Source organism: Brachybacterium sp. NBEC-018 (assembly GCF_024860185.1).
In the GTDB taxonomy this organism is placed as follows: domain Bacteria; phylum Actinomycetota; class Actinomycetes; order Actinomycetales; family Dermabacteraceae; genus Brachybacterium; species Brachybacterium rhamnosum.
This window is the reverse complement of sequence record NZ_CP100650.1, coordinates 1,915,211-1,940,432: the sequence shown is the minus strand read 5'-3', so window position 1 is coordinate 1,940,432 and position 25,222 is coordinate 1,915,211. Positions and strand designations below refer to the sequence as shown.

Here is a 25,222-nt window from a genome sequence, read left to right as displayed (position 1 = left end):
CGCTGTGCGGGCGACCGACCGCTGTGGGTCCGGTCGACCGGTCAGGACCTCCCCCGGGCTCGGACCACCGCATGCACGACCCGATCAGGGTACTCAAAGGTCGCGTTCAGCGCCATGTGTCCACAATGCGCCCCACCTGGGCGGGGACGGACCCCCGCGGGCGGAGGGCCTGGTCCGGGCTCAGCGGCGGCGCTGCACCAGGGTCGAGGTGAACGTGATGAGGGCCTCACGGACCGGCCCCTCGGGAAGCTCCTCGAGCACGGCGATGGCCTCCGCCGCGGTGCGCTCGGCGAGCTGACGGGTCTCCTCGAGCGCGGGGTCCTCCCGCAGCAGAGCGACGAGCGCGGCGAGCTCGGCGTCGTCCTCGAGGTCGCCGTCGAGCCGGCGGACGATCTCGGCGGTGCCCTCGTCCTGGGGGTCCTGGGCGGCCCGCCGGCGCACGATGAGGGTCGGCATGGTCGGCACGCCCTCACGGAGATCGATCCCGGGGGTCTTCCCGCTCGTTCCCGCGTCGCTCGCGAGGTCGAGGACGTCATCGGCGAGCTGGAAGGCCACACCGACCTTCTCGCCGTAGCGGCGCATGATCTCCGCCGCGTCCTCCCCCGCACCGCCGAGGAGGGCGCCGAGCTGGCCGGCGAGGGCGAGCAGCGAGGCGGTCTTGTCCGCGAGCACGGAGATGTAGTGCTCGAAGGGGTCGTCCTTCTCGGTGGGACCGACGGTCTCGTGCAGCTGCCCCAGGCAGAGGCGCTCGAAGGTGTGGGAGTGGAGCCGCACGGCCTCGGTGCCGATGCTCGCGCTCAGCCCGCTCGCCCGGGCGAAGAGGAAGTCGCCGGTGAGGATCGCGACGTTGTTGCCCCAGATCGCGTGCGCGCTGCGAGCGCCGCGACGGGTCGTCGCGGAGTCCATCACGTCGTCGTGGTAGAGGCTCGCGAGGTGTGTGAGCTCGACGAGCACGGCCGCGTCGACCACGCCCTCGGCGTCGACGTCCCCGAGAGAGGCGGCGAGCAGCGTCAGCATGGGCCGCACGCGCTTGCCGCCGGCGTCCATGAGGTGCCTGCCCGTCCACCGCACCATGTCATCGCTCGTGGCGACGGACTGGCGAAGCTGCTCCTCCACCTCGACGAGGCGCTCGACGATGCGATCCGCGATCACGTCGTCGATGTCGGGAACGGCCGGCAGCGAGGACGGCATGGCTCTCCTGAAGGTCGGCGCTCGCCGGCGGGCCGACGGACGAAGAACGGTGGCGGGCCGGAGCCCGGCGCGAGGGGCAAGGTCGTCCCCAGTGCGCCGCTGAAGTCTACCCGGCATGGCACCTCGCGCCCGGGCCGCATGGTCCCGACCGGGCCAACGCCACATGGTCGCGGAGGCGCTCGCTCTCGCTCGAGCGACGCCTCGAGCCCATGGGACCGCCGATATGCATACCGGCGGAACGCCAGGACCCGGGAAGTGGGCATGAAAAAAGGGAAGGGCGGAGGACGGCGAGACACTCTCACGAGCATCCCAGCGACGTCCTCCACCCTTCCCGATGAAGATGTCCGGCGGCGACCTACTCTCCCACACCCTCCCGAGTGCAGTACCATCGGCGCAATCGAGCTTAGCTTCCGGGTTCGGAATGGAACCGGGCGTTTCCTCGATGCTATGACCGCCGTAACACGGCGAGACCAACCAGCCCTGACCAACCACACCCCCACACGGGGGACGCGATGGCAGGAGTTGCTTCTCCAGAACCACACAGTGGACGCGAACACCAGCAAACAAAAACTTTGATGTTGATAAGTCATCGGCCATTAGTACCAGTCAGCTCCACACATTGCTGTGCTTCCACATCTGGCCTATCAACCCAGTCATCTACTGGGGGCCTCTCACCCACAAGGGGCACGGATATCTCATCTTGAAGCAGGCTTCCCGCTTAGATGCTTTCAGCGGTTATCCCTTCCCGACGTAGCCAACCAGCCATGCCCTTGGCAGAACAACTGGCACACCAGAGGTCAGTCCATCCCGGTCCTCTCGTACTAGGGACAGGTCTTCTCAAATATCCAACGCGCGCAGCGGATAGGGACCGAACTGTCTCACGACGTTCTAAACCCAGCTCGCGTACCGCTTTAATAGGCGAACAGCCTAACCCTTGGGACCAACTCCAGCCCCAGGATGCGACGAGCCGACATCGAGGTGCCAAACCATGCCGTCGATATGAGCTCTTGGGCAAGATCAGCCTGTTATCCCCGGGGTACCTTTTATCCGTTGAGCGACACCCATTCCACAATGAGGTGCCGGATCACTAGTTCCTGCTTTCGCACCTGCCCGACATGTCTGTCTCGCAGTCAAGCTCCCTTGTGCACTTACACTCAACACCTGATTGCCAACCAGGCTGAGGGAACCTTTGAGCGCCTCCGTTACTTTTTGGGAGGCAACCGCCCCAGTTAAACTACCCATCAGGCACTGTCCCTGATCCGGATCACGGACCGAGGTTAGGAATCCAGAACGACCAGAGTGGTATTTCAACAATGACTCCACACTCACTAGCGTGAATGCTTCCCAGTCTCCCACCTATCCTACACAAGCCGTTCCGAACACCAATACCAAACTATAGTAAAGGTCCCGGGGTCTTTCCGTCCTGCTGCGCGTAACGAGCATCTTTACTCGTAATGCAATTTCGCCGAGTTCGCGGTTGAGACAGTGGAGAAGTCGTTACGCCATTCGTGCAGGTCGGAACTTACCCGACAAGGAATTTCGCTACCTTAGGATGGTTATAGTTACCACCGCCGTTTACTGGGGCTTAAATTCTCAGCTTCGCTCCAAAGAGCTAACCGGTCCTCTTAACCTTCCAGCACCGGGCAGGCGTCAGTCCGTATACTGCGTCTTACGACTTCGCACGGACCTGTGTTTTTAGTAAACAGTCGCTTCTCCCTGGTCTCTGCGGCCCTCAGGGCTCTCACCCTTCAGGCCCCCCTTCTCCCGAAGTTACGGGGGCATTTTGCCGAGTTCCTTAACCACGATTCTCTCGAACGCCTTGGTATTCTCTACCTGATCACCTGAGTCGGTTTAGGGTACGGGCGACCGTATTCGTCACGCCGGAACTTTTCTTGGCAGTACAGGATCACTCACCTACGCCCATACGGGATCCCCTTCACGTCTGACCCTTGATGACCCCAGCATTACCCGGGGTCGGGCTGCACGCTTAGACGGACTATTCCATTAAGTCCGCGGAAGCTACCTCTCTGCGTCATCCCTCGCGCTGACCTACTACAACCTTGGTTCCCAGCCTCACAGCATCCCTCACCCCGAAGGGCAAGAGGACTGATCGGGTGGTTAGCATCGACTGCCTCGGTATGGGTCCTCCTACGATCGGTTCGGGAATATCAACCCGATGTCCATCGACTACGCCTGTCGGCCTCGCCTTAGGTCCCGACTAACCCAGGGCGGATTAACCTAGCCCTGGAACCCTTGATCAATCGGCGGACGGGTTTCTCACCCGTCTTTCGCTACTCATGCCTGCATTCTCACTCGAACAGCCTCCACCACTGGGTTCCCCCGCGGCTTCGCTGGCTGCTCGACGCTCCCCTACCCATCCCGGCAGAACCGGAATGACACAGCTTCGGCGGTGTACTTGAGCCCCGCTACATTGTCGGCGCAAAATCACTTGACCAGTGAGCTATTACGCACTCTTTCAAGGGTGGCTGCTTCTAAGCCAACCTCCTGGTTGTCTCAGCAACTTCACATCCTTTTCCACTTAGCACACGCTTAGGGGCCTTAGCTGATGTTCTGGGCTGTTTCCCTCTCGACTATGAAGCTTATCCCCCACAGTCTCACTGCTGCGCTCTCACGTACCGGCATTCGGAGTTTGGCTAAGGTCAGTAACCCGGTGGGGCCCATCGCCTATCCAGTGCTCTACCTCCGGCACGAAACACGCAACGCTGCACCTAAATGCATTTCGGGGAGAACCAGCTATCACGAAGTTTGATTGGCCTTTCACCCCTATCCACAGGTCATCCCCTCCATTTTCAACTGAAGTGGGTTCGCGCCTCCACGCGGTCTTACCCGCGCTTCACACTGCCCATGGATAGATCACTTCGCTTCGGGTCTAGAGCCGGCGACTGAACGCCCCGTTCAGACTCGCTTTCGCTACGGCTACCCCACACGGGTTAACCTCGCCACCGACCACTAACTCGCAGGCTCATTCTTCAAAAGGCACGCCGTCACCCCGTAAGGCTCCGACGGATTGTAAGCACACGGTTTCAGGTACTATTTCACTCCCCTCCCGGGGTACTTTTCACCTTTCCCTCACGGTACTTGTCCGCTATCGGTCAAGAGGTAGTATTCAGGCTTACCAGGTGGTCCTGGCAGATTCACACCGGATTTCACGGGTCCGGTGCTACTCGGGAACAGCGCCCAACGCCATGCAACAGTTTCGTCTACGGGGGTCACACCCTCTACGCCGTCGCACTCAACACGACTTCGACTACCATCACACATTCACGTCGACCGTCCGGCAGAACAGTCCAGCACGTCCCACAACCCCCAACCTGCAACCCCTGCCGGGTATCACACAGGCTCGGTTTAGCCTCATCCGCTTTCGCTCGCCACTACTCACGGAATCACTATTTGTTTTCTCTTCCTGCGGGTACTGAGATGTTTCACTTCCCCGCGTTCCCTCCACACCACCTATACATTCAGTGGCGGGTACCAGGGCATGACCCCTGGTGGGTTTCCCCATTCGGACATCCTCGGATCACAGGTCGGTTGTCACCTTCCCGAGGCTTTTCGCAGACTCCCACGTCCTTCATCGGCTCCTCTTGCCAAGGCATTCACCGTGTGCCCTTTAAGACTTGGCAACACAAAGACACTAAAATTGCTTACAAGATGCTCGCGTCCACTATGTAGTTCTCAAGAAACAACCCCACACCCACACCACCAACGCAACCGCGCCGACCATGCAGGGGAGGACCAGCCACACACCCCACACCGACCCGAAGACCAGTGCCAGGGCTGCGTGCAGCCTCACAACTCAATAGCGTGCCTCCACCTCAAACCAACGACTCCCCCGCTCGTTCCAGACCCACTCGGGGTCGTACTAGAGCCGGTCACCGCCGGCGAAGTGCCTCTTCGTTGATGTTCCACCCTTGAGCAACCATCCTCACCACACGCGGGTGAGCAGACAGCCACCAATCATTGGTGTAGCTCCTTAGAAAGGAGGTGATCCAGCCGCACCTTCCGGTACGGCTACCTTGTTACGACTTAGTCCCAATCACCGATCCCACCTTCGACAGCTCCCTCACGAGGATGGGCCACTGGCTTCGGGTGTTACCGACTTTCGTGACTTGACGGGCGGTGTGTACAAGGCCCGGGAACGTATTCACCGCAGCGTTGCTGATCTGCGATTACTAGCGACTCCGACTTCATGGGGTCGAGTTGCAGACCCCAATCCGAACTGAGACCGGCTTTTTGGGATTCGCTCCACCTCACAGTTTCGCAACCCTTTGTACCGGCCATTGTAGCATGCGTGAAGCCCAAGACATAAGGGGCATGATGATTTGACGTCGTCCCCACCTTCCTCCGAGTTGACCCCGGCAGTCTCCCATGAGTCCCCGCCATTACGCGCTGGCAACATGGAACGAGGGTTGCGCTCGTTGCGGGACTTAACCCAACATCTCACGACACGAGCTGACGACAACCATGCACCACCTGTGCACCAGTCCGAAGAAAACCCCATCTCTGGAGTCGTCCGGTGCATGTCAAGCCTTGGTAAGGTTCTTCGCGTTGCATCGAATTAATCCGCATGCTCCGCCGCTTGTGCGGGCCCCCGTCAATTCCTTTGAGTTTTAGCCTTGCGGCCGTACTCCCCAGGCGGGGCACTTAATGCGTTAGCTACGACGCGGAAAACGTGGAATGTTCCCCACATCTAGTGCCCAACGTTTACGGCATGGACTACCAGGGTATCTAATCCTGTTCGCTCCCCATGCTTTCGCTTCTCAGTGTCAGTAATGGCCCAGAGACCTGCCTTCGCCATCGGTGTTCTTCCTGATATCTGCGCATTTCACCGCTACACCAGGAGTTCCAGTCTCCCCTACCACACTCTAGCCTGCCCGTACCCACCGCACGCCCGAGGTTGAGCCTCGGGTTTTCACGGCAGACGCGACAAGCCACCTACAAGCTCTTTACGCCCAATAATTCCGGACAACGCTTGCGCCCTACGTATTACCGCGGCTGCTGGCACGTAGTTAGCCGGCGCTTCTTCTGCAGGTACCGTCACTTTCGCTTCTTCCCTGCTGAAAGAGGTTTACAACCCGAAGGCCGTCATCCCTCACGCGGCGTCGCTGCATCAGGCTTTCGCCCATTGTGCAATATTCCCCACTGCTGCCTCCCGTAGGAGTCTGGGCCGTGTCTCAGTCCCAGTGTGGCCGGTCGCCCTCTCAGGCCGGCTACCCGTCATCGCCTTGGTGAGCCACTACCTCACCAACAAACTGATAGGCCGCGAGCCCATCCTTCACCGAAAAACTTTCCAACACCCGCCATGCGACAGGAGCTCATATCCGGTATTAGCCCCGATTTCCCGAGGTTATCCCAGAGTGAAGGGCAGGTTGCTCACGTGTTACTCACCCGTTCGCCACTAATCAGACCGAGCAAGCTCGGCCGTCATCGTTCGACTTGCATGTGTTAAGCACGCCGCCAGCGTTCGTCCTGAGCCAGGATCAAACTCTCCATGAAAAACATGAAAAACTATAAACCTGACAAAAAAACAAACAACCAGCATGTAACTGCTAATCATCCGTATATTCTGCCAATCAAATATTGGCATCAACAAATAGACACGCTATTGAGATATCAAGCAACACGCACACATCGTCACCACACCGCTGGCGGTGGGACTTCGAGGTGCTGCGCCGTCCGGATGAACCGTTCGGCGACTCTGTCTCGTCGTCGTTACGGCGCGAGTCACTACTCTAGCAGTTCCTCGGGGCCTTCGCAACTCCGACCCGCGTGGTCCGGGTCACTTCCTGATCGCGCTGCGATCCGTCCGCGTCCCGCTCCGTGCGGCCAATCCTCGAGAGGATCAGGTCCGTGCGCCGTCGGCCTCCTCGTCCGTCCCTCCTCCCTCTCGGGGGCGGTCCGTCCGTCTCGGCGTCCGTCGCGCTGACAAGACAAAACATTACGGGCACCGGAGCAGGGCGTCAAACCGCGTCGTTCACCCCAGATTCACCCGTGCGCGGAGTCATTCATGCAGGTCAGCACGGCATTCTTGGCTCAGCGTCACCCCTTGCTCACGTGGATGTGACCTAGCCTTGAGAGTGGCCTCACGTCGGGGCGACAAAAAGTGCGGGCGGGTGCGTCGTCGTGCTATTCGCGGAGCCGTCCCTCTCGTCGGGCGCGGTTCCGAGGATGTTCTCCCCCGCTCGGCGCACCGCCGGCACCGCACCGCACCGACGACGGACGCCCCCGCCCGCACCGGTGGGTGCGGACGGGGGCGTCCGGGAGGTGGTGACCGCGATCAGCCGGCGAGGCGCACCATCGCCGCGCTCTTGCGACCGCGCCGCAGGAGCAGGTGGCCACCGGGGAGCTGGGACAGCGCGCCGATCTCGCCGGTCAGCTGATCGGCCGCGATCTTCTCGCCGTTCACCGAGAGACCGCCCTCGTCGGCCCCGCGTCGCGCGGCCCCCTTGGAGTCCACGATCCCCGCGGCGATGAACGCGTCCACGAGCGGCGTGTGACCCGTGAGCTCGGCGCCGGGCAGCTCGCCGGCGATCGCGCGGACCGTCGGCTCGTCCAGGGAGCGCACGTCCCCCTTGCCGAACAGGACGGCTGCGGCGGCCTCGGCCTGATCCGTCGCCCCCTGCCCGTGCACGAGGGTCGTCATGTCCTGGGCGAGGAGCTTCTGCGCCGCCCGACGATGCGGTGCCTCGAGCGTGGCCTGCTCGAGCTCGGCGAGCTCCTCCCGCTCACGGAACGTGAAGAACCGCAGGTAATTCATGACATCGGCGTCCGCCGCGTTCAGCCAGAACTGGTGGAAGGCATACGGGCTCGTGAGCTCCGCGTCCAGCCAGATCGCCCCGCCCTCGCTCTTGCCGAACTTGGTGCCGTCCGCCTTGGTGACGAGCGGGGTGGTCATCGCGTGGGCGTCATGGCCCTCGACCTTGTGGATGAGGTCCACGCCCGAGAGCAGGTTCCCCCACTGGTCGTTCCCCCCGTACTGCAGGGTGACGCCGTGGCGGCGGTGCAGCTCGAGGTAGTCGGTGCCCTGGAGCACCTGGTAGCTGAACTCCGTGTAGCTGATGCCCTCGTCGCTCGCGAGCCGGCGCGCGACCGTCTCCTTCGCGAGCATCGTGCCCATGCGGTAGTGCTTGCCGATGTCCCGCAGGAACTGCAGGGCGCTCATCTCCCCGATCCAGTCGAGGTTGTTGACCATCTGCACGCCGAACTCCCCCCCGAGGTCGAGGAAGCGGGAGATCTGCCCGCGCAGCGACTCCACCCAGCCGGCGACGACCGACTCGTCGTTCAGCACACGCTCCCCGGACATCCGCGGATCGCCGATCAGCCCCGTCGCCCCGCCCACGAGGGCGAAGGGCCGATGGCCCGCGAGCTGGAAGCGGCGCATCGTGAGCACCTGGGTCAGGTGACCGACGTGCAGGGAGGCGGCGGTCGGGTCGAAGCCGCAATAGAAACTGATCGGTCCGTCCGCCAGAGCGCTGCCGAGCGCCTCGCGCCCGGTGGTCTGCACGACGAGTCCTCGCCAGTCGAGGTCGTCCAGGACGGTCTGCATCGATCAGGTTCCTCTCCACGGATGCTGTCGGCGCCCGATCGGGCGCCTCGGCCCATTGTCCCCCAGGCCTGGACCGGGGCGCGACGGCATTTCGCGGGCGGCGTCGCGGGGAGGGCGACGCCGAGGAGCAGAGGGAGGACGGCCGACGGGCGCCGACCCGGAGGTCGACGCCCGTCGGCGGTGGGACGGCGGTGCGTCAGCGGGACGCGACCGCGCCGCTCAGCGGTCCCGGGTGAAGCTGCGCAGCTCCCCGAGCGACGCCTCGACGGCGTCGCCCTGCTCGGCCACGCGCACCGGGGCGGTGCCGCCCTTCGCATCGCGCGAGGCGATCGAGCCCTCCACGGAGAGCACCTCCCGCACCGAGGGGTCCAGGTGCTCGGAGATCCCCGTGAGCTCGGCATCGGTGAGGTCCCAGAGCTCCTTGCCCTGCTCCTCCGCTGCCTTCACGCAGGCACCGGAGATCTCGTGCGCCGAGCGGAACGGCACCCCGGCGCGCACGAGATGGTCCGCGATGTCCGTCGCGAGGGAGAAGCCCTGCGGGGCGAGCTCCGCCATGCGCTCCGTGTGGAACACGAGCGTCGCCATCATCCCCGTGAACGCCGGCAGCACGAGATCCAGGGAGTCCACCTGGTCGAAGACCGGCTCCTTGTCCTCCTGCAGGTCGCGGTTGTACGCGAGCGGCAGCGCCTTGAGCGTGGTCAGCAGACCCACGTGGTCGCCCACGATGCGCCCCGCCTTGCCGCGGGCGAGCTCCGCGATGTCCGGGTTCTTCTTCTGCGGCATGATCGAGGAGCCGGTGGAGAAGGAGTCGTCCAGCGTGATGAAGGAGAACTCCTTCGTGTTCCACAGGATGACCTCCTCCGCGAGGCGCGAGAGATCGATGCCGATCATCGCGAGGACGAAGGAGAACTCCGCCGTCAGGTCCCGCGAGGCGGTCCCGTCGATCGAGTTCCACACCGAGTCCGCGAAGCCGAGCTCCGCGGCCACGGCCTGCGGGTCCAGCCCCAGGCTCGAGCCGGCGAGCGCGCCCGAGCCGTACGGGGACACGGCCGTGCGCGCGTCGAGGTCCCGCAGGCGCTGCACGTCGCGCAGCAGCGGCCAGGCATGGGCGAGCAGGTGGTGGCTCAGCAGCAGCGGCTGCGCGTGCTGGAGGTGCGTGCGCCCCGGCATGGGGACGCCGTGCACCTCGCGGGCGCGCTCGAGGAGCACCTCCACGAGGTCCAGCACCCGGTCCCCCACCGCGCGCGCCTGGTCACGGATGAACAGGCGGATGAGGGTCGCGATCTGGTCGTTGCGCGAGCGGCCCGCGCGCAGCTTGCCGCCCAGCTCGGTCCCCGCACGCTCGATGAGGCCGCGCTCGAGAGCCGTGTGCACGTCCTCGTCGTCCTCCGCGGCGGCGAACGCCCCCGAGGCGACGTCGGCCGCGAGCACGTCGAGCGCCTCCTGCATGCGGCTCAGCTCGTCCTCGGAGAGCAGCCCGGCCGCGTGCAGCACGTTCGCGTGCGCCTTCGAGCCGCGCAGGTCGTACTGGGCGAGCCGCCAGTCGAAGTGCGTGGACTTCGAGAGCGCGGCGAGCGCCGCCGCCGGCCCCGAGCCGAAGCGGCCGCCCCAGAGGGCCGCCGAGCTGCCCGGGGTGCCGGCGGGGTCGGAGGAGGGGGCCGACGTCACTTCGCGTCCTCGGTGCTGAGGTCCTCGCCGTTGCCGAGGGCCACGTCGCGCGCCGCGGCCTGCTTCGCGGCGAGGCCGTAGATGTCGATGAAGCCGCGGGCGCTGGCCTGGTCGAAGGTGTCGCCCTCGTCGTAGGTCGCGAGGTTGAAGTCGTACAGGCCCGTCTCGCTGCGACGACCGGTGACGGTCGCGCGGCCGCCGTGGAGCGTCATGCGGATATCACCGTTCACGTAGCGCTGGGTGTCCTCGATGAAGGCGTCCAGGGACTTCTTCAGCGGGGAGAACCACTGGCCGTCGTAGACCATCTCGGTCCAGCGGTCGCCCACCTGGCGCTTGAAGCGGGCCTGCTCGCGCTCGAGGGTCACGCGCTCGAGCTCCTGGTGCGCGGTGATCAGGGCCATCGCGCCGGGGGCCTCGTACACCTCACGGGACTTGATGCCCACGAGGCGGTCCTCGACGATGTCGATCCGGCCGATGCCCTGAGCGCCCGCCCGGCGGTTCATCTCCTGGATCGCCTCGAGCGGGGTGACCTTCCGGCCGTCGATCGCGACCGGCACGCCGCGCTCGAAGGAGATGACGACCTCGTCCGCGACCGGCGGGAAGGCCGGGTCGTCGGTGTAGTTGTAGACGTCCTTCGTGGGCTCGTTCCAGATGTCCTCGAGGAAGCCGGTCTCGATGGCGCGCCCCCACACGTTCTGGTCGATCGAGAAGGGGTTGTGCTTCGTCGTCGCGATGGGCAGGCCCTTGCGCTCGGCGTACTCGATCGCGCGGTCGCGGGTCAGGGCGAGGTCGCGGACGGGGGCGATGCACTTGAGCTCGGGGGCGAGGGAGGTGATCGAGACCTCGAAGCGCACCTGGTCGTTGCCCTTGCCGGTGCAGCCGTGGGCGACGGTGGTCGCGCCGAACTTCTTCGCGGCCTTCACGAGGTGCTTCGTGATGACTGGGCGGGAGATCGCCGAGACGTTCGGGTAGGCGTCCATGTAGAGGGAGTTCGCCTTGAGGGCCGGCATGCAGTACTCCTCCGCGAACTCGTCGCGGGCGTCGGCCACGTACGCCTCGACGGCGCCGCAGTCCAGCGCGCGCTGACGGATGACCTCGAGATCCTCGCCGCCCTGGCCCACGTCCACCGCGCAGGCGATGACGTCGGCGCCGGTGGCGTCGTGGATCCAGCCGATGGCGACGGAGGTGTCGAGGCCGCCGGAGTAGGCGAGGACGATCTTTTCGGTCACGGGTGATGCTCCTTGGAGGTGGTTCCGGTCGTTCTGGTCATGCATGTCGTGTCACGGGTGCCCGCGGGGCAGGGCGGGCGACCTGGTCAGGGGGCGGGATCCTCGGCGCCGACGCGGCCGTCCGCGAGCTCGAGCAGCCGCGCCGCGAGGCGCTCCCCGCCGAGGGGATCGCGCGAGATCAGCAGCACCGTGTCGTCCCCTGCGATCGTACCGAGGACATCCGGCATCACCGAACGGTCCAGGGCGGAGGCGAGATACTGCGCGGCCCCCGGCGGGGTGCGCACGACCACGAGGTTCGCGCTCGCCTCGGCGGAGACGAGCAGGCCCTCCGCGAGCCGCGGCAGCCGCGCCTCGAGGACCTCCGACTCGCCGGTGGTGCCGGCGGGCCGGAGCAGCGCCCCCTCGGGAGGGGTGCGGTACACGAGGCTGCCCGAGGAGCCGCGGACCTTCTCCGCCTGCAGCTCCACGAGGTCCCGCGAGAGGGTGGCCTGGGTGACCTCGATCCCCTCGTCCGCCAGGAGCTCCGCCAGGCGGGACTGCGAGCCCACCTCCTGCCGGGTGAGGATCCAGGCGATCCGCTGCTGGCGGGAGGTCTTGGTCTGCGCGAGGCCGCGCCGGGTCTCCGTCACGGACGGCTCGATCGTCGGGGCAGGGCGTGCTCGGCGCTCTGCGCGTCCGGGTGCTCGACGAGCCAGGTCATGAGCGCCTTCTGGGCGTGGAGACGGTTCTCCGCCTCGTCCCAGACGACGCTGCGGGGCCCGTCGATCACCGAGGCGGCGACCTCCTTGCCCCGGTACGCGGGCAGGCAGTGCAGGAAGACCCCGCCCGAGAGGTCCATGAGGTGCTCGGTGACCTGGTAGCGGTGGAAGGTCTCCTCGCCGCGGCCGGCCTCGCCCTCCTGCCCCATGGACACCCAGGTGTCGGTGACGACGGCGCTCGCGCCGCGCACGGCGGCCTCGGGGTCGTCGGTCACGGTGACCGCGCCGCCCGTGCGGGCGGCGATCTCCTCGGCCCGGCGCACGATCGCGCCGTCGGGCAGGTGGGTCGCGGGAGCCGCGATGCGCACGTCCATGCCGGCGGTCACGCCGCCCAGCAGGTAGGAGTGGGCCATGTTGTTCGCCCCGTCGCCGAGGTACGCGAGGGAGCGGCCGGCGAGCGCGGGCTCGTCGAGGCCCGAGAGCCCGCCGGTGTGCTGGGCGATCGTCACGAGGTCCGCGAGGATCTGGCACGGGTGGAACTCGTCCGTGAGCGCGTTGATCACGGGCACCGTGGAGTGCGCCGCCATCTCGCGGATCCGGTCCTGCCCGAAGGTGCGCCACACGATCGTGGAGACCATGCGGGTGAGCACGCGGGTGGTGTCCGCGATCGACTCGCCGCGGCCCAGCTGGCTGGAGCCCGCCTCCATGACGAGCGGGCTGCCGCCGAGCTCCGCGACGCCCGTCGCGAAGGAGACCCGGGTGCGGGTGGAGGACTTGTCGAAGAGGACGGCGACGGTGCGCGGTCCCTCGAAGGGCCGGCGCGCGAAGCGGTCCGCGGTCAGCTCGAGGGCGAGGGCGAGGACCTCCTTCTGCTCGTGCGGGGCCAGGTCGTCGTCGCGCAGGAAGTGACGGGGCATGTCAGGACCTCTTCTCGGGGGTGGAGTCGGTGCCCGCGGCGAGCTGCTCGGCGCGGTCCAGCAGCGCGGGCAGCGCCGTGAGGAAGCTCGTCAGCTGCTCGCCGGTGACGACGAGCGGCGGGGCGAGGCGGATGGTGGAGGGGTTCGCGGCGTTGACGATGAAGCCGGCCTCGAGGGCGGCGGTCACCACCTGCGGAGCGATCGGGGCGGCGAGCGCGATGCCCTGCAGCAGCCCGGCGCCGCGGCTGCCCTCGACGCGGGGGTCCCGGGCGGCGAGCTCCGCGACCTCGGCGGTGATCTGCGCCCCGAGGGTGCGCGCGGCGGTCAGGAGGTCCTCCTCGGCGAGGGTGCCGAGGACGGCCAGGGAGACGGCCGCGCCGAGCGGGTTCCCGCCGAAGGTCGTGCCGTGCTGGCCCGGGGACAGCAGCGTGCTGGCGTGCTCGCCGAAGGTGACCACGGCGCCGATCGGGAACCCGCCGCCGAGGCCCTTGGCGAGGGTCATGACGTCCGGGACGATGCCCTCGAAGCGCTGGTGGGCGAACCACTCCCCCGTGCGGCCGATCCCCGTCTGGACCTCGTCGAGGATCATGAGCGTGCCGTGGGCGGCGGTGAGCTCCCGGACCCCGCGCAGGTACACCTCGGTGAGCGGGATGACGCCGGCCTCGCCCTGGATCGGCTCGAGCACGACGGCGGCCACGTCCCCGGTGGCGAGCGCGGCCTCGAGCGCCGGGAGGTCCTCCGCGGGGAGGAACTCGACGCCGCCGGGCAGCGGCTCGAAGGGGGCGCGGTAGGCCTCCTTGTGGGTGAGGGCGAGGGCGCCCATCGTCCGCCCGTGGAAGGAGCGCTCGAGGGCGATGATGCGCGGCCGGCCGGTGCGGCGGGCGATCTTGAAGGCGGCCTCGTTGGACTCGGTGCCGGAGTTCGTGAAGAACACCCCGGAGCCCTCCGGCGCCTGCGCGAGCTGCAGCAGCCGCTCCGCGAGCTCGATCTGGGTGGGCGTGGCGAAGAAGTTCGAGACGTGACCCAGGGTCTCCGCCTGCTTGCCGAGCGCCGCGACGACGTCCGGATGCGCGTGGCCCAGGGCGTTCACGGCGATGCCGCCGAGGAGGTCGAGGTAGCACGTGCCGTCCGCGTCCCAGACGTGCACGCCCTCACCGCGCACGAGCACGCGCTGCGGAGCGCCGAAGACGCCGATCAGGGACCGGGAGTAGCGCTGCGCGAGCTCCTCGGCGCCGGTGGCTGTGCTCTGCTCAGACATAGTCGTCCCTCCTCACCATCGTGCCCACGCCCTTGTCGGTGAACACCTCGAGCAGGAGCGCGTGGGCGATCCTGCCGTCGATCATCGCGGCCGTGCGCACACCGGCGTCCACGGCGTCCAGCAGCGACTCCGCCTTGGGGATCATGCCCGCGGTGAGCGTGGGCAGCATGCCCTTCAGCTCGCTCGCGGCGATCTCCGGGATGAGGGAGTCGCGGTCCGGCCAGTCCCGGTACAGGCCCTCGACGTCGGTGAGGACCACGAGCTTCTCGGCGTCGAGGCCCGCGGCGAGCGCGGCCGCGGCGAGGTCGGCGTTGATGTTGAGCACGGCGCCCGTCGGCTCGCCGTCCTCGTCGATCTCCGGGGCGATCGAGGAGACCACCGGGATCCTCCCGGCGTCCAGGAGGTCCTGGATCGACTCGGGGCGCACCTGCGTCACCGCGCCGACGTGGCCCAGGTCCACCTCCTCCCCGTCGACGACGGCTCCGCGGCGGACGGCGGAGAAGAGCCGGGCGTCCTCCCCGGACATGCCGATCGCGGAGGGGCCGTGGCCGTTGATGAGGCCCACGAGCTCCCGGCCGACCTTGCCGACGAGGACCATGCGGACCACGTCCATGGTCTCGTCGTCGGTCACGCGCAGACCGGCCCGGAACTCCGAGTCGATCCCGACGCGCTGCAGCATGGCGTTGATCTGGGGGCCGCCGCCGTGCACGACGACCACGTGGATGCCGGCCTGGCGCATGAAGACGACGTCCGCCGCGAAGGCGCGACGCAGCTCCTCGTCGATCATCGCGTTGCCGCCGTACTTGACGACGACGATCTTCCCCGCGAAGCGCTGCATCCAGGGCAGCGCCTCGATGAGGATCTCGGACTTGGCGCGGGCGCCCTCCTGCGCGGGGGTCAGCTCCGCGAGGGGGTTCTTGCCCGTCGATGCGGTGGTGCTGCTCATGAGGAGTACGCGCTGTTCTCTTCGACGTAGGCATGGGTGAGGTCGTTGGTCCAGATGTCCGCCTCCGCGGCGCCCGCCCCGAGGTCCACCTCGATGACGGTCTCCCGCGGGGTCATGTCCACCTCGGAGCGGTCGCGGTGGGCTCCCCCGCCGCGGCACACCTCGACGCCGTTGACGGTGACGGAGAGGTCCGCGACGTCGAAGGGGGCGACCGACTCGGGCACGCAGCCGGCGGCGGAGACGATGCGGCCCCAGTTGGGGTCGTTGCCGAAGATCGCGGTCTTCACGAGGCTCGAGCGGGCGATCTCGCGGGCCACGGCGAGCGCGGCGTCCTCGCTGCTCGCGGAGCGGACCACGACGTGCACGTCGTGGCTCGCGCCCTCGGCGTCGGCGACGAGCTGGCGGGCGAGGTCGGCGCTCACGGCGCGCACGGCCTCGCCGAGCTCCGCCGCGTCCACCGCCGTGCCGCTCGCCCCGGAGGCCAGCAGGATGACGGTGTCGTTCGTGGACATGCAGGCGTCGGAGTCGACCCGGTCGAAGGTGGTGCGGGTCGCCGCGGCGAGCGCCTCCTGGGCGGTGGCCGCGTCGACGTCCGCATCGGTGGTGAGCACGACGAGCATGGTCGCGAGCTGCGGGGCGAGCATGCCCGCGCCCTTGGCGATGCCGCCGACGACGACACCCGAGGGCAGCACGACCTCGGCGGTCTTGGGGACGGTGTCGGTGGTCATGATCGCCTGCGCGGCGGCGGCGTCCGCCTGCTCGCCGGCGTCGAGCGCGTCGACGGCGGCGCCGGCCCCGGCGAGCAGCGGCTCCATGGGCAGGCGCTCGCCGATCAGCCCGGTGGAGCAGACGAGGACGTCCTGCGCGGAGACGCCGAGGACGCCCGCGAGGTGCTCCGCGGTGCGGTGGGTGTCCGCGAAGCCCTCGGGGCCGGTGCACGCGTTCGCGCCGCCGGAGTTGAGGACCACCGCGCGGGCACGGCCGTCCGCGACGGCCTGGCGGGACCACAGCACGGGCGCGGCCTGCACGCGGTTGCTCGTGAACACGGCGGCGGCGGTGTCGCGCGGGCCGTCGTTCACGACGAGCGCGAGGTCGCGCCTGCCGTTGGCCTTGATGCCGGCGGCGAGGCCGGCGGCGCGGAATCCCTGGGGGCGGGTGATCGACACGATGTGGTCCTTCGCGGGGTGGAGCGGTGGTTCGGGATCGGCGGGCCCGGGGGCCGGCAGGATCAGGGGGCGAGCGCGGTGCGGGTGAGGCCCGTCGTCTCGGGCAGGCCGAGGGCGAGGTTCATCGACTGGATCGCCGCGCCGGCGGTGCCCTTGACGAGGTTGTCGATCGCGGCGATGACGGTGGCCTGGCCGCTGCGGCGGTCCACCGCGGCGCCCACGCGCAGGGTGTTCGCACCGACGACCTCCTGGGTCGCGGGGACGACGCCCTCGGGCAGCACGGTCACGAAGTGCTCGGAGCCGTAGTCGGCGTCGAGGGCGGCGAGCAGGTCCGGCGTCGTCGTCCCCGCGGCGACCGGGGCGGTGCACACGGCGAGGATGCCGCGGCTGAAGGGCACGAGCACGGGGGTGAAGGTGAGGCGCCGGGACGGGTCCTCCCCCGCGGCGCGGCGCAGGTTCTGGAGGATCTCCGGGATGTGGCGGTGCGTGCCGCCCACGCCGTAGGGCCGGGCACCGCCGCCGGCCTCCGTGAGCAGGAGGTGCTGCTTGGGACTGCGCCCGGCGCCGGAGTAGCCGACGGGCAGGACCGCGGAGAGTGCGGTGGCGTCCACGAGCCCGGCGCGCACGAGCGGGGCGAGGGCGAGGGAGACGGCGGTCGCGTTGCAGCCGGGGACGGCGATCTCGCGCGCGCCGGCGAGCAGCTCGCGCTGGCTCGGGCCGGTGGCGAGCGGGAGCTCGGGCATGCCGTAGGTCCAGGTGCCCGCGTGCTCGGTGCCGTAGTACTCCGCCCAGTCCTCGGCGCTCTCGAGGCGGTGGTCCGCGCCGAGGTCGAGGACGAGCACGTCCGGGTCCTCGGCGCGCAGCTCGGCGCTGATCCGGCCGGACTCGCCGTGGGGCAGCGCGAGGACGACGACGTCGTGGCCGCGCAGGACCTCGACCGTGGTCTCCTGGAGCACGAGGTCGGCGCCGAGGTCGACATGGGGCGCGACCTCGGAGAGGTGCCGGCCCGCGCTCGAGTGCGCAGTGAGCGTGGCGACCTCGACGAGCGGGTGCTGGGAGAGCAGGCGCAGGGCCTCACCGCCCGCGTAACCGGAGGCGCCGACGATCGCGGCGCGCAGGCGACGGCCCGCCGGGGCGGCGGAGGTCGGGGCGGCGGCGGGAGCGGGCTCGGCAGACATGAGGCAATTGTATACACACCACTGCATGTTCTCCCAACCAGGGCCGGGTGATCGCGCGCACGAAGGGCCGCCCCGGACTGCTGTCCCGGGCGACCCTCGTGCTCGCGGGGAGCCGGCCTCAGCCGTCGCCGAGCATCCGGTGCTTGAGCGCCTTGCTCCACTCGTACGTGGTGTGCTGGACGGTGTTGTCCTTGAACGCCACCCCGTCGCGGTCCACGGCATAGGAGAAGATCCCGCCCTTGGTGGCGCCGGTGGGCTGCCAGTCCGCATAGGCCGCGGCCCGTGATCCCTCGAAGGGCTCGGAGGTGTCGTCCCATCCGTTCGGGTCGTTCTCCTCGTAGAAGGAGAACCCGATGAGGTACTGCGCGGGGTCGATGTACGGCGCGAAGGTGTTCCAGGTGCCCTGCAGCGAGGAGAGCGACCGCCCGTAGGACTGCACGAGGACATAGTCGAAGCAGTCGGCCGTGGAACGGAAGAGCGGCACCGTGCCGTCACGATTGGTGTCGTAGACGAACAGCCGATCGGTGCCGCTCAGGGGCCCGAGGAAGGTCGCGAGCTCGCGGAACACGCCGATCGCGCGGGCGGTCTCCGTGCTCGTGAGCGTGCGCTCCATGTCGATGTCGAGGCCGTCGACCCCGTGCGCCTCGACGATCGTGTCGACGAGGTGCTCGGCATTGGCGCGGTGCCCCGCGGCGGTGTCGGGGAAGGCCGGGTCCAGGACGGCACCGATGTCGACGGTCTGCACCACCGCCGTCCCCTGCGCATGCAGCGACGGGACGTACTCGTCCCGCAGCGCGCTCCAGAACGGGCTGGACGGCGGGGTGTAGTCGGGGAAGACGAAGGCGAGGTCGATCTCCGGGGGCAGCTCGATCATCGAGTTCGGGCGCGAGGGGTCCGTCGCGGAGTCGTGCCAGGTGCGGAAGTAGGCGAACTCGAGGGGCGGGGCGAGTGCGGCAGACGCCCCGGCTCGGGACGCGGGGCGGTCCGCCGACCGTGACGCAGCGGCGGCGGTGGCGGAGGTGGCGGCGGTTCCTCCGAGCGCCGCGAGGGCGGCGGCGCCGGCGAGCAGCGCGCGGCGTGGGGTGGTGCGAGACATCATCGTCCTCTCGTCCCGCGGGCGAGCGCCCGCGACAGGTGGCCGCGCCCTCCGGCGCCGCGACCTGGAACCTCAAACGGTTCACATGGATTGGTCACGACTGGGTAACGCGGCTCGGGGTGATCAAGTTAACCGCTAAAGTCGGCGGCGACAACAGATCAGCGGCGATCGTTCGGAGGCTCCGGGCGCGTCATGACGACAGGTGGTGACCTTGACCGAGAACGAGTCCCCGGAGAGCCCCCGTGCCGCCGCCGCGATCCTCTCCGAGCCCGAGCCGCCGGTCCCCGCGGGCACCGCGCGCAACCGGAGCACGAGCCACCGCATCTCCCGCCTGGCCGGCCTGCGCTTCCTCGGCCAGAGGCTCACGATGTACGCGATCGTCGCCGCGGCGAGCGTGCTGCTGAACTTCGTGCTGCCCCGCTTCATGCCGGGGGATCCGGCGACGCAGATGATCCGCGACATCACCAACCGCACCGGCGCCCCACCGTCGGGCTACCAGATCCGCCTCATCAAGGCCCGCTTCGGCGACCCCGACCGACCGGTCCTCCTCCAGTTCTGGGACTACATCAGCCGGCTCGCGCACGGCGACCTGGGCCAGTCCGCGCAGTACTACCCGATCTCCGTCACCGAGCTCATCGGCCGCGCGCTGCCCTGGACGCTGTACCTCGCCATCGTCTCGACCATCCTCGGCTGGGTCGTCGGCACCTACCTCGGCGCGCGCCTCGGCTGGAGGCCCGGTCGCCGCATCGACGCCGTGATGACCCCCGTCGCGATGTTCTTCAGCTCGATCCCCGCGTTCTGGCTCGGCCTCCTCGTGGTCTGGTACTTCGCGTACAAGAACGGCTGGTTCCCCAACCAGGGCGCCTACGACAACTCGCTCGACATCGACCTCACGAGCCCCGCCTTCTATCTCTCCGCCCTCACCCACTCGCTGCTGCCCTTCGTCACACTCGTAGCAGTGGGCTTCGCGCGCTGGCTGTTCTCGATGCGCAACATGATGATCACGACCGTCAACGAGGACTATGTGCAGCTCGCCCGCGCCAAGGGCCTCCGCCAGAACCGCGTGCGCAACCGCTACGCCGCCCGCAACGCCCTGCTGCCCAACTTCACCGGCCTCGCGCAGAGCATGGGCGGCGCCCTGACCGCGGTGATCCTCGCCGAGTCCGTCTTCGTCTACCCCGGGATCGGCTCGCTCCTCACCGGTGCGCAGGCTGCCCGCGACTACCCCGTCATGCAGGGAGTGATGCTCATGGTCATCTTCGCCTCGCTGCTGTTCAACTTCATCGCCGACTCCGTCTACGTGCTGCTGGACCCCCGCACGCGAGAGGTGGGCTGAGATGCTGCGGCGCTTCTTCTCCATCGGCAAGGTCCAGATCGGCCTCGCGATCATCGCCCTGTTCACGATCACGGCGATCCTCGGCCCCTGGTTCAGCGACGCGGTCCTGGGGCTCACCCCGCAGGACGTCGACTACATGGAGCTCACCGGAGGACCGCCGTCGGCCGCCCACTGGCTCGGCACCACGAGCCAGGGGCAGGACGTGCTGTCCTGGATGCTCCACGGCACCCGCACCTCGATGCTGGTCGGCTTCGCCTCCGCCGTCATCGGGACCGTGCTGACGGTCGTCATCGGCGCCTGGGCCGGGTTCTCCGGCGGGCTCGTGGACCGGGTGCTCAACGGCGCGATCCTCGTCTTCGGCAACTTCCCGACCTTCGCGCTGCTGTTCATCGTGGCCGCCGCGTTCCAGAACGCGAACTGGATCCTCGTCGCCGTCGTGATCGGCGGCATCGAATGGGCCGGCGGCGCCCGCCAAATCCGGGCGCAGACCATGAGCCTGCGCGGCCGCGACTTCACGACCGCGCTGCGCACGCTCGGGGAGTCCCGGGCCCGCATCATCCTCGTCGAGGTCATGCCTCACCTGCTCGGCGTCATCTCCCCCCTGTTCCTCGGGCTGATCGCCGCGGGCGTCACCCAGCAGGCGGCGCTCGCCTTCCTCGGCATCGGCAACCCGTCCGAGCCCTCCTGGGGGCTGATGATCAACTGGGCGATGACCCAGAACGCCCTGTTCCGCGGCCTGTGGTGGTGGTTTGTCCCGCCCGGCCTCGCGCTGTGCCTGATCGGCTTCGCGACCACGATGATCAACTTCGGCCTCGACGAGATCACCAACCCCACCCTCTCCAGCCGCCGCATGGCGCTCATGCGCCGCTTCCAGAAGGACCGCGCCCGCGCGAGCCGTGCCCGCACCGCCGCCCGCACCGAGGAGGTCGCACGATGACGCTCATCCAGCAGATCGGTCCCCCGGAGACCGAGGAGCAGATCCTCGCCCGCCTTGACGCCTCCGAGGTGCTGCTCGAGGCCCGCGGCCTCTGCGTCGACTACGTCACCGAGTCGGGCAACATCCGCGCCTGCGACGACATCGATCTCGTGCTGCGCCGCGGGGAGATCCTCGGCGTCGCCGGGGAGTCTGCGAGCGGCAAGTCCACCCTGCTCAACGCCCTCGGGCGGCTCCAGCGGATGCCTGCGGCCACGAGCGGAGGGGAGATCCTCTTCCACCCCGGCGACGGCGAGGAGCCCGTGGACCTCGTGGCCCTCGACGAGGAGGGGCTCGCCCCCTACCGGTGGACCCGCATCTCGATCGTCATGCAGTCCGCGATGGCGAGCCTGAACCCCGTGATCCGGCTCGGCGAGCAGTTCACCGACGTGATCCGCACCCACGACCCCCGGGTCACCGAGCGCGAGGCCCTGCAGCAGGCCGGCGAGCTGCTCTCGATGGTCGGGATCGGCGAGGACCGCCTGACCGCCTTCCCCTTCCAGCTCTCCGGCGGGATGCAGCAGCGGGCGCTGATCGCCCTCTCCCTCGCGTGCGACCCGGACCTCGTCCTCATGGACGAGCCCACCACCGCCGTGGACGTCGTCATGCAGCGGCAGATCCTCGACCAGGTGCTCGCCGCCCAGGCCCGGCTCGGCTTCGCGGTGGTCTTCGTGACCCATGACCTCTCGCTGCTGCTCGAGATCTCCGACCGGATCGCGATCATGTACGGCGGCCGCGTCGTGGAGGTCGGGACGGCGGCGCGCCTCCACGACGGGGCCAAGCACCCCTACACGCAGGCTCTGCGACGGGCCTTCCCGCCCCTGACCGAGCCGATCCGCCGACTCTCGGGCATCCCCGGCTCCCCGCCCGATCTCCAGGACCTCCCCACCGGGTGCGCCTTCGCGCCGCGCTGCGATGCCGCCATGGCGATCTGCTCGCAGCGCCGGCCCGAGCTGCGCGACATCGAGCAGGGGCGGAGCGCCTGCTATCTCACCAACGGCGAGCTCTCACCCGCCGAGCTCGCGGAGCAGCAGCGCGCACGGGACGCCGCCCGGACCGCCGAGGAGGACCCGGCATGACCACCACCGCCGACCGCCGCGCCGACACCTCCTCGCCGGGCACCGACGACGTCGTCCTCGAGGCCCGCGACGTGCACCTCCACTTCCCCGGCACCGACTCCTGCGGGCGGCGCGTCACCGTGCGCGCCCTCGACGGCGTGGACCTCACCCTGCGGCGCGGGAGCATCAGCGCGCTCGTGGGCGAGTCCGGTTCCGGCAAGACCACGCTCGCCCGGCTCTTCGCCCTGATCAACACACCGACGAGCGGCGAGATCCTCCACCGCGGGGCCCCGATCCGCTCTCGGGGTGGCCGCGCCGACCGCGCCTACTACCGCGGCGTCCAGCTGATCTACCAGGACCCCTTCGCCTCCCTCAACGGGCTGAAGAAGATCCGCACCATCATCGGCCGCGTGATCCGGATCCACGTCCCACGGCTGCGGCGCCGGGAGGTCGAGGAGCGCGTGATCGCGCTGCTCGAGAAGGTCAACATGACTCCGGCGTCCCGCTACCTGGACCGCTATCCGACGGACCTCTCCGGCGGCCAGCGCCAGCGGATCGCGATCGCCCGGGCGCTCGCCGTGGGCCCCGACGTCCTGCTCGCCGACGAGCCCACCTCCATGCTCGACGCCTCGATCCGCCTCGACGTGCTCAACCTCCTGGCCGACCTGCGCGAGTCCGAGCGCGTGGCAGTCCTCTACATCACCCACGACATCGCGAGCGCGCGCTACCTCGCGGACCGGATCCACGTCATGTACGGCGGCCGGATCATCGAGGAGGGGCCCACCGAGGAGATCGTCTCCGCTCCCCGGCACCCCTACACGAAGCTCCTCATCGGCGCGGCCCCGGACCCGGCGCGGTACAAGGGCTCCGGCGCCCAGGTGCAGCGCCCGGTCGCCGATGCGCGCGCCGTCGACAACACCTCCGAGCGGCAGGGCTGCCGATTCGCCGAGCGCTGCCCCGTCGCGATGCCGAAGTGCACGAGCGAGGAGCTCCCCCTGTTCCGCAGCACCCGCTCCGACCGCCTCGTCCAGTGCTGGCAGGCGGAGGCCGACCCGGAGTTCCACCAGCAGTTCTGACCCTCCCGTTCCCCCCCCCGTGTCACTGCGAAGAAGGAGTACACCCATGAAACAGCGGACGATCCCCACTCGGTTCGACCGACGGTCCGTCCTCGGGCTCGGCGCCGCCGCCCTCACCGCGACCGCCCTCGCCGCCTGCGGCGGCAACGGAGGCGACGTCGCCGGCTCCGGCGCGTCCGACTCCGGCGGCGCGGGAGCGCGCGACACCGCGGGCACGATCGACAACGACGGCATCCTCCGCCTCGGCGCGACCGTCGGCACCTCCAACGTGTTCCCCGAGAACTTCAACGTGTACGGCGGCGGCGACTCCGCCCCCGGCAACGCGCTGTTCTGGGAGACGCTGTTCCGCATCTCCTCGACCGACGGCTCCGCGCTGGTGCCGAACCTCGCCGAGAGCGTCGAGTACACCGAGGGCGGCACGGTCGCGACCTACGTGCTGCGTGACGATGTCACCTGGAACGACGGCGAGAGGTTCACCTCGAAGGACGTCGCTTTCACCTACGGCTTCATCTTCGAGGAGCCGGGTACCGAGAAGGACGCTGATGGCAACCTCCCCTGGCTCGCGAAGGCCATCGAGACGCCGGACGAGACCACCGTCGTCATCACCTACAACGAGCCGCAGTACACGGAGGACCTGCCGCTGTCCCTCTACTTCCCGATCTACCCCGAGCACGTCTACAAGGACCTGGACCGCCAGAACTACCAGGACAAGGACCCGGTGGGCACCGGCCCGGGACGCCTGTCGAAGTTCTCCGGGCAGCAGATCGAGATCGAGATCCGCGAGGACTACTGGGGCGAGGTGAGCCCCGAGCTCACAGCCGTCCACATCGTCCCCTCCGGCACCGCCGGCAACATCGAGTCCCAGATCACCCAGGGCAAGGTCGACTGGTCCCAGGGCGGCGCTCCCGGCGTCGTGAAGAACTTCGTGACGATGGACGACCACAACGGGTACTTCTACTACCCCGACGGCTCCACGCGCGGCATCATCATGGCCACGCACAAGGGCCCCTGCCAGGACGTCGCCGTGCGCCGCGCGCTGCGGGCCGGGGCGGACATGGGCATCGTCGCGGAGGCCGCCGGCATCGCCTACACCGTCCCCTCGGTCACCGGTCTCGACACCGGCATCTACGCCGAGATGCTCGATCCCGAGTTCGCCGAGCCCCTCACCCCGGACGTCGAGGCCGCGAAGAAGGAGCTCGCGGACGCCGGCTGGACGATCAACGACGCCGGCAACCTCGAGAAGGACGGCGAGGAGCACCCGCTGCAGCTCACCATCCAGAACGACAACCCGGCGGAGATGACGACGATGCCGATCGTCGTGGACCAGTGGTCCAAGAACCTCGGCCTCAAGGTCGCCTTCACACCGCTGCCCCCGGACGTCTTCGGCCCGGCGCAGGCCAAGGGCGACTACGACCTGTCGCTGTGGACGACCAACGCGGCGGGCGGCGCCTTCCAGGCGTTCACGATGTACATGCACACGAAGATCTACGACATCGGTGACGAGACGGCCGACGGCAACTACGGCCGCTGGAAGATGCCCGACGAGGCGAACGACGCGATCATGGCGATCACGACGACGCCCCCGGACAAGGTCGACGAGATCACCGAGCACTGCCGGGTACTGCAGCGGGCGGTCGCCGACGAGGCGCCCTACATCCCCGTGCAGTCCAACGGCGCGGGCGGCATGTTCTCCACGAAGAAGTGGTCCGGGCTGAAGGAGGCCTCGGAGATCGACTACTTCCCCCGGGTGGACGGCTACAACAACCTCGTCCGCACCCTCTCCGACGTGGCGCCGTCGAAGAAGTGAGCAGAACGGTCCGAGCGTGATGCAGGAGGGCGGCACCCCATCGGGGTGCCGCCCTCCTCGC

General features: G+C 68.4%; 16 protein-coding genes and 3 rRNA genes. 5 read left to right on the top strand and 14 right to left on the bottom strand.

Annotated elements, in window-relative coordinates; translation table 11 throughout:
* Positions 1-180 precede the first annotated feature (180 nt).
* From NLU66_RS08805 to NLU66_RS08740, 14 genes are all read right to left on the bottom strand, one after another.
* Positions 181-1,191, bottom strand: coding sequence for a polyprenyl synthetase family protein (locus tag NLU66_RS08805; RefSeq protein WP_259359357.1), 1,011 nt, complete (start codon positions 1,189-1,191; stop codon positions 181-183).
* Positions 1,192-1,533: 342 nt separating this feature from the next.
* Positions 1,534-1,650, bottom strand: a 5S ribosomal RNA gene (gene rrf, locus NLU66_RS08800).
* Between the two features lie 118 nt (positions 1,651-1,768).
* A 23S ribosomal RNA gene (locus NLU66_RS08795) occupies positions 1,769-4,832 on the bottom strand.
* Positions 4,833-5,186: 354 nt separating this feature from the next.
* Positions 5,187-6,705, bottom strand: a 16S ribosomal RNA gene (locus tag NLU66_RS08790).
* The 16S, 23S and 5S rRNA genes sit together here, the layout of an rRNA operon.
* 781 nt (positions 6,706-7,486) lie before the next feature.
* Positions 7,487-8,755, bottom strand: a complete 1,269-nt coding sequence (tyrS, locus tag NLU66_RS08785; protein ID WP_259362513.1) for a tyrosine--tRNA ligase — start codon at positions 8,753-8,755, stop codon at positions 7,487-7,489.
* 219 nt (positions 8,756-8,974) lie between these two features.
* On the bottom strand, positions 8,975-10,423 hold the full coding sequence (argH, locus tag NLU66_RS08780; protein WP_259362512.1) for an argininosuccinate lyase: 1,449 nt from the start codon (positions 10,421-10,423) through the stop codon (positions 8,975-8,977).
* Positions 10,420-11,652, bottom strand: coding sequence for an argininosuccinate synthase (locus NLU66_RS08775; RefSeq protein ID WP_259362511.1), 1,233 nt, complete (start codon positions 11,650-11,652; stop codon positions 10,420-10,422). Before NLU66_RS08775 ends, argH begins: the two co-directional genes overlap by 4 nt.
* An 86-nt stretch (positions 11,653-11,738) precedes the next feature.
* The gene (locus NLU66_RS08770) at positions 11,739-12,281 is read right to left on the bottom strand and encodes an arginine repressor (RefSeq protein WP_259362510.1); all 543 of its coding nucleotides are present in this window, start codon (positions 12,279-12,281) and stop codon (positions 11,739-11,741) included.
* Positions 12,278-13,267 (bottom strand): ornithine carbamoyltransferase, encoded by a 990-nt coding sequence (gene argF, locus NLU66_RS08765; protein WP_259362509.1) that lies wholly within the window; start codon positions 13,265-13,267, stop codon positions 12,278-12,280. The genes NLU66_RS08770 and argF overlap by 4 nt, the downstream gene beginning before the upstream one ends.
* 1 nt (position 13,268) lies before the next feature.
* The gene (locus NLU66_RS08760) at positions 13,269-14,525 is read right to left on the bottom strand and encodes an acetylornithine transaminase (protein ID WP_259362508.1); all 1,257 of its coding nucleotides are present in this window, start codon (positions 14,523-14,525) and stop codon (positions 13,269-13,271) included.
* Positions 14,518-15,471 (bottom strand): acetylglutamate kinase, encoded by a 954-nt coding sequence (argB, locus tag NLU66_RS08755; protein ID WP_259362507.1) that lies wholly within the window; start codon positions 15,469-15,471, stop codon positions 14,518-14,520. The genes NLU66_RS08760 and argB overlap by 8 nt, the downstream gene beginning before the upstream one ends.
* A complete protein-coding gene (gene argJ, locus NLU66_RS08750; RefSeq protein ID WP_259362506.1) occupies positions 15,468-16,637 on the bottom strand; it encodes a bifunctional glutamate N-acetyltransferase/amino-acid acetyltransferase ArgJ in 1,170 nt (389 codons plus the stop codon). Before argJ ends, argB begins: the two co-directional genes overlap by 4 nt.
* A 62-nt stretch (positions 16,638-16,699) precedes the next feature.
* On the bottom strand, positions 16,700-17,815 hold the full coding sequence (gene argC / locus NLU66_RS08745) for an N-acetyl-gamma-glutamyl-phosphate reductase (protein ID WP_259362505.1): 1,116 nt from the start codon (positions 17,813-17,815) through the stop codon (positions 16,700-16,702).
* Between the two features lie 118 nt (positions 17,816-17,933).
* Positions 17,934-18,914 carry a hypothetical protein gene (locus tag NLU66_RS08740; RefSeq protein WP_259362504.1) on the bottom strand — a complete coding sequence of 327 codons (981 nt, stop codon included), beginning with the start codon at positions 18,912-18,914 and terminating at the stop codon, positions 17,934-17,936.
* A 208-nt stretch (positions 18,915-19,122) separates the two neighbouring features.
* Between NLU66_RS08740 and NLU66_RS08735 the strand changes: the two genes are divergently transcribed.
* Genes NLU66_RS08735 through NLU66_RS08715 form a run of 5 tightly spaced genes read left to right on the top strand, consistent with a single transcriptional unit; the run spans position 19,123 to position 25,161 of the window.
* Positions 19,123-20,247, top strand: a complete 1,125-nt coding sequence (locus tag NLU66_RS08735; RefSeq protein WP_259362503.1) for an ABC transporter permease — start codon at positions 19,123-19,125, stop codon at positions 20,245-20,247.
* A gap of 1 nt (position 20,248) precedes the next feature.
* Positions 20,249-21,184 carry an ABC transporter permease gene (locus NLU66_RS08730; RefSeq protein WP_259362502.1) on the top strand — a complete coding sequence of 312 codons (936 nt, stop codon included), beginning with the start codon at positions 20,249-20,251 and terminating at the stop codon, positions 21,182-21,184.
* On the top strand, positions 21,181-22,299 hold the full coding sequence (locus NLU66_RS08725; protein WP_259362501.1) for an ABC transporter ATP-binding protein: 1,119 nt from the start codon (positions 21,181-21,183) through the stop codon (positions 22,297-22,299). The genes NLU66_RS08730 and NLU66_RS08725 overlap by 4 nt, the downstream gene beginning before the upstream one ends.
* Positions 22,296-23,354: an ABC transporter ATP-binding protein gene (locus NLU66_RS08720; protein WP_259362500.1), complete on the top strand. Its 1,059-nt coding sequence runs from the start codon at positions 22,296-22,298 to the stop codon at positions 23,352-23,354. The genes NLU66_RS08725 and NLU66_RS08720 overlap by 4 nt, the downstream gene beginning before the upstream one ends.
* Before the next feature lie 46 nt (positions 23,355-23,400).
* Complete coding sequence (locus NLU66_RS08715) at positions 23,401-25,161, top strand: ABC transporter substrate-binding protein (RefSeq protein WP_259362499.1); 1,761 nt, start codon at positions 23,401-23,403, stop codon at positions 25,159-25,161.
* Positions 25,162-25,222: the final 61 nt, after the last annotated feature.

What these genes read in the sequence shown, in the direction of transcription:
- NLU66_RS08805 (WP_259359357.1), bottom strand. Translation starts at nt 1,191, where the DNA reads ATGCCGTCCTCGCTGCCGGCCGTTCCCGACATCGACGACGTGATCGCG.
- tyrS (WP_259362513.1), bottom strand. Translation starts at nt 8,755, where the DNA reads ATGCAGACCGTCCTGGACGACCTCGACTGGCGAGGACTCGTCGTGCAG.
- argF (WP_259362509.1), bottom strand. Translation starts at nt 13,267, where the DNA reads ATGCCCCGTCACTTCCTGCGCGACGACGACCTGGCCCCGCACGAGCAG.
- NLU66_RS08760 (WP_259362508.1), bottom strand. Translation starts at nt 14,525, where the DNA reads ATGTCTGAGCAGAGCACAGCCACCGGCGCCGAGGAGCTCGCGCAGCGC.
- argB (WP_259362507.1), bottom strand. Translation starts at nt 15,471, where the DNA reads ATGAGCAGCACCACCGCATCGACGGGCAAGAACCCCCTCGCGGAGCTG.
- argC (WP_259362505.1), bottom strand. Translation starts at nt 17,815, where the DNA reads ATGTCTGCCGAGCCCGCTCCCGCCGCCGCCCCGACCTCCGCCGCCCCG.
- NLU66_RS08740 (WP_259362504.1), bottom strand. Translation starts at nt 18,914, where the DNA reads ATGATGTCTCGCACCACCCCACGCCGCGCGCTGCTCGCCGGCGCCGCC.
- NLU66_RS08730 (WP_259362502.1), top strand. Translation starts at nt 20,249, where the DNA reads ATGCTGCGGCGCTTCTTCTCCATCGGCAAGGTCCAGATCGGCCTCGCG.
- NLU66_RS08725 (WP_259362501.1), top strand. Translation starts at nt 21,181, where the DNA reads ATGACGCTCATCCAGCAGATCGGTCCCCCGGAGACCGAGGAGCAGATC.
- NLU66_RS08720 (WP_259362500.1), top strand. Translation starts at nt 22,296, where the DNA reads ATGACCACCACCGCCGACCGCCGCGCCGACACCTCCTCGCCGGGCACC.
- NLU66_RS08715 (WP_259362499.1), top strand. Translation starts at nt 23,401, where the DNA reads ATGAAACAGCGGACGATCCCCACTCGGTTCGACCGACGGTCCGTCCTC.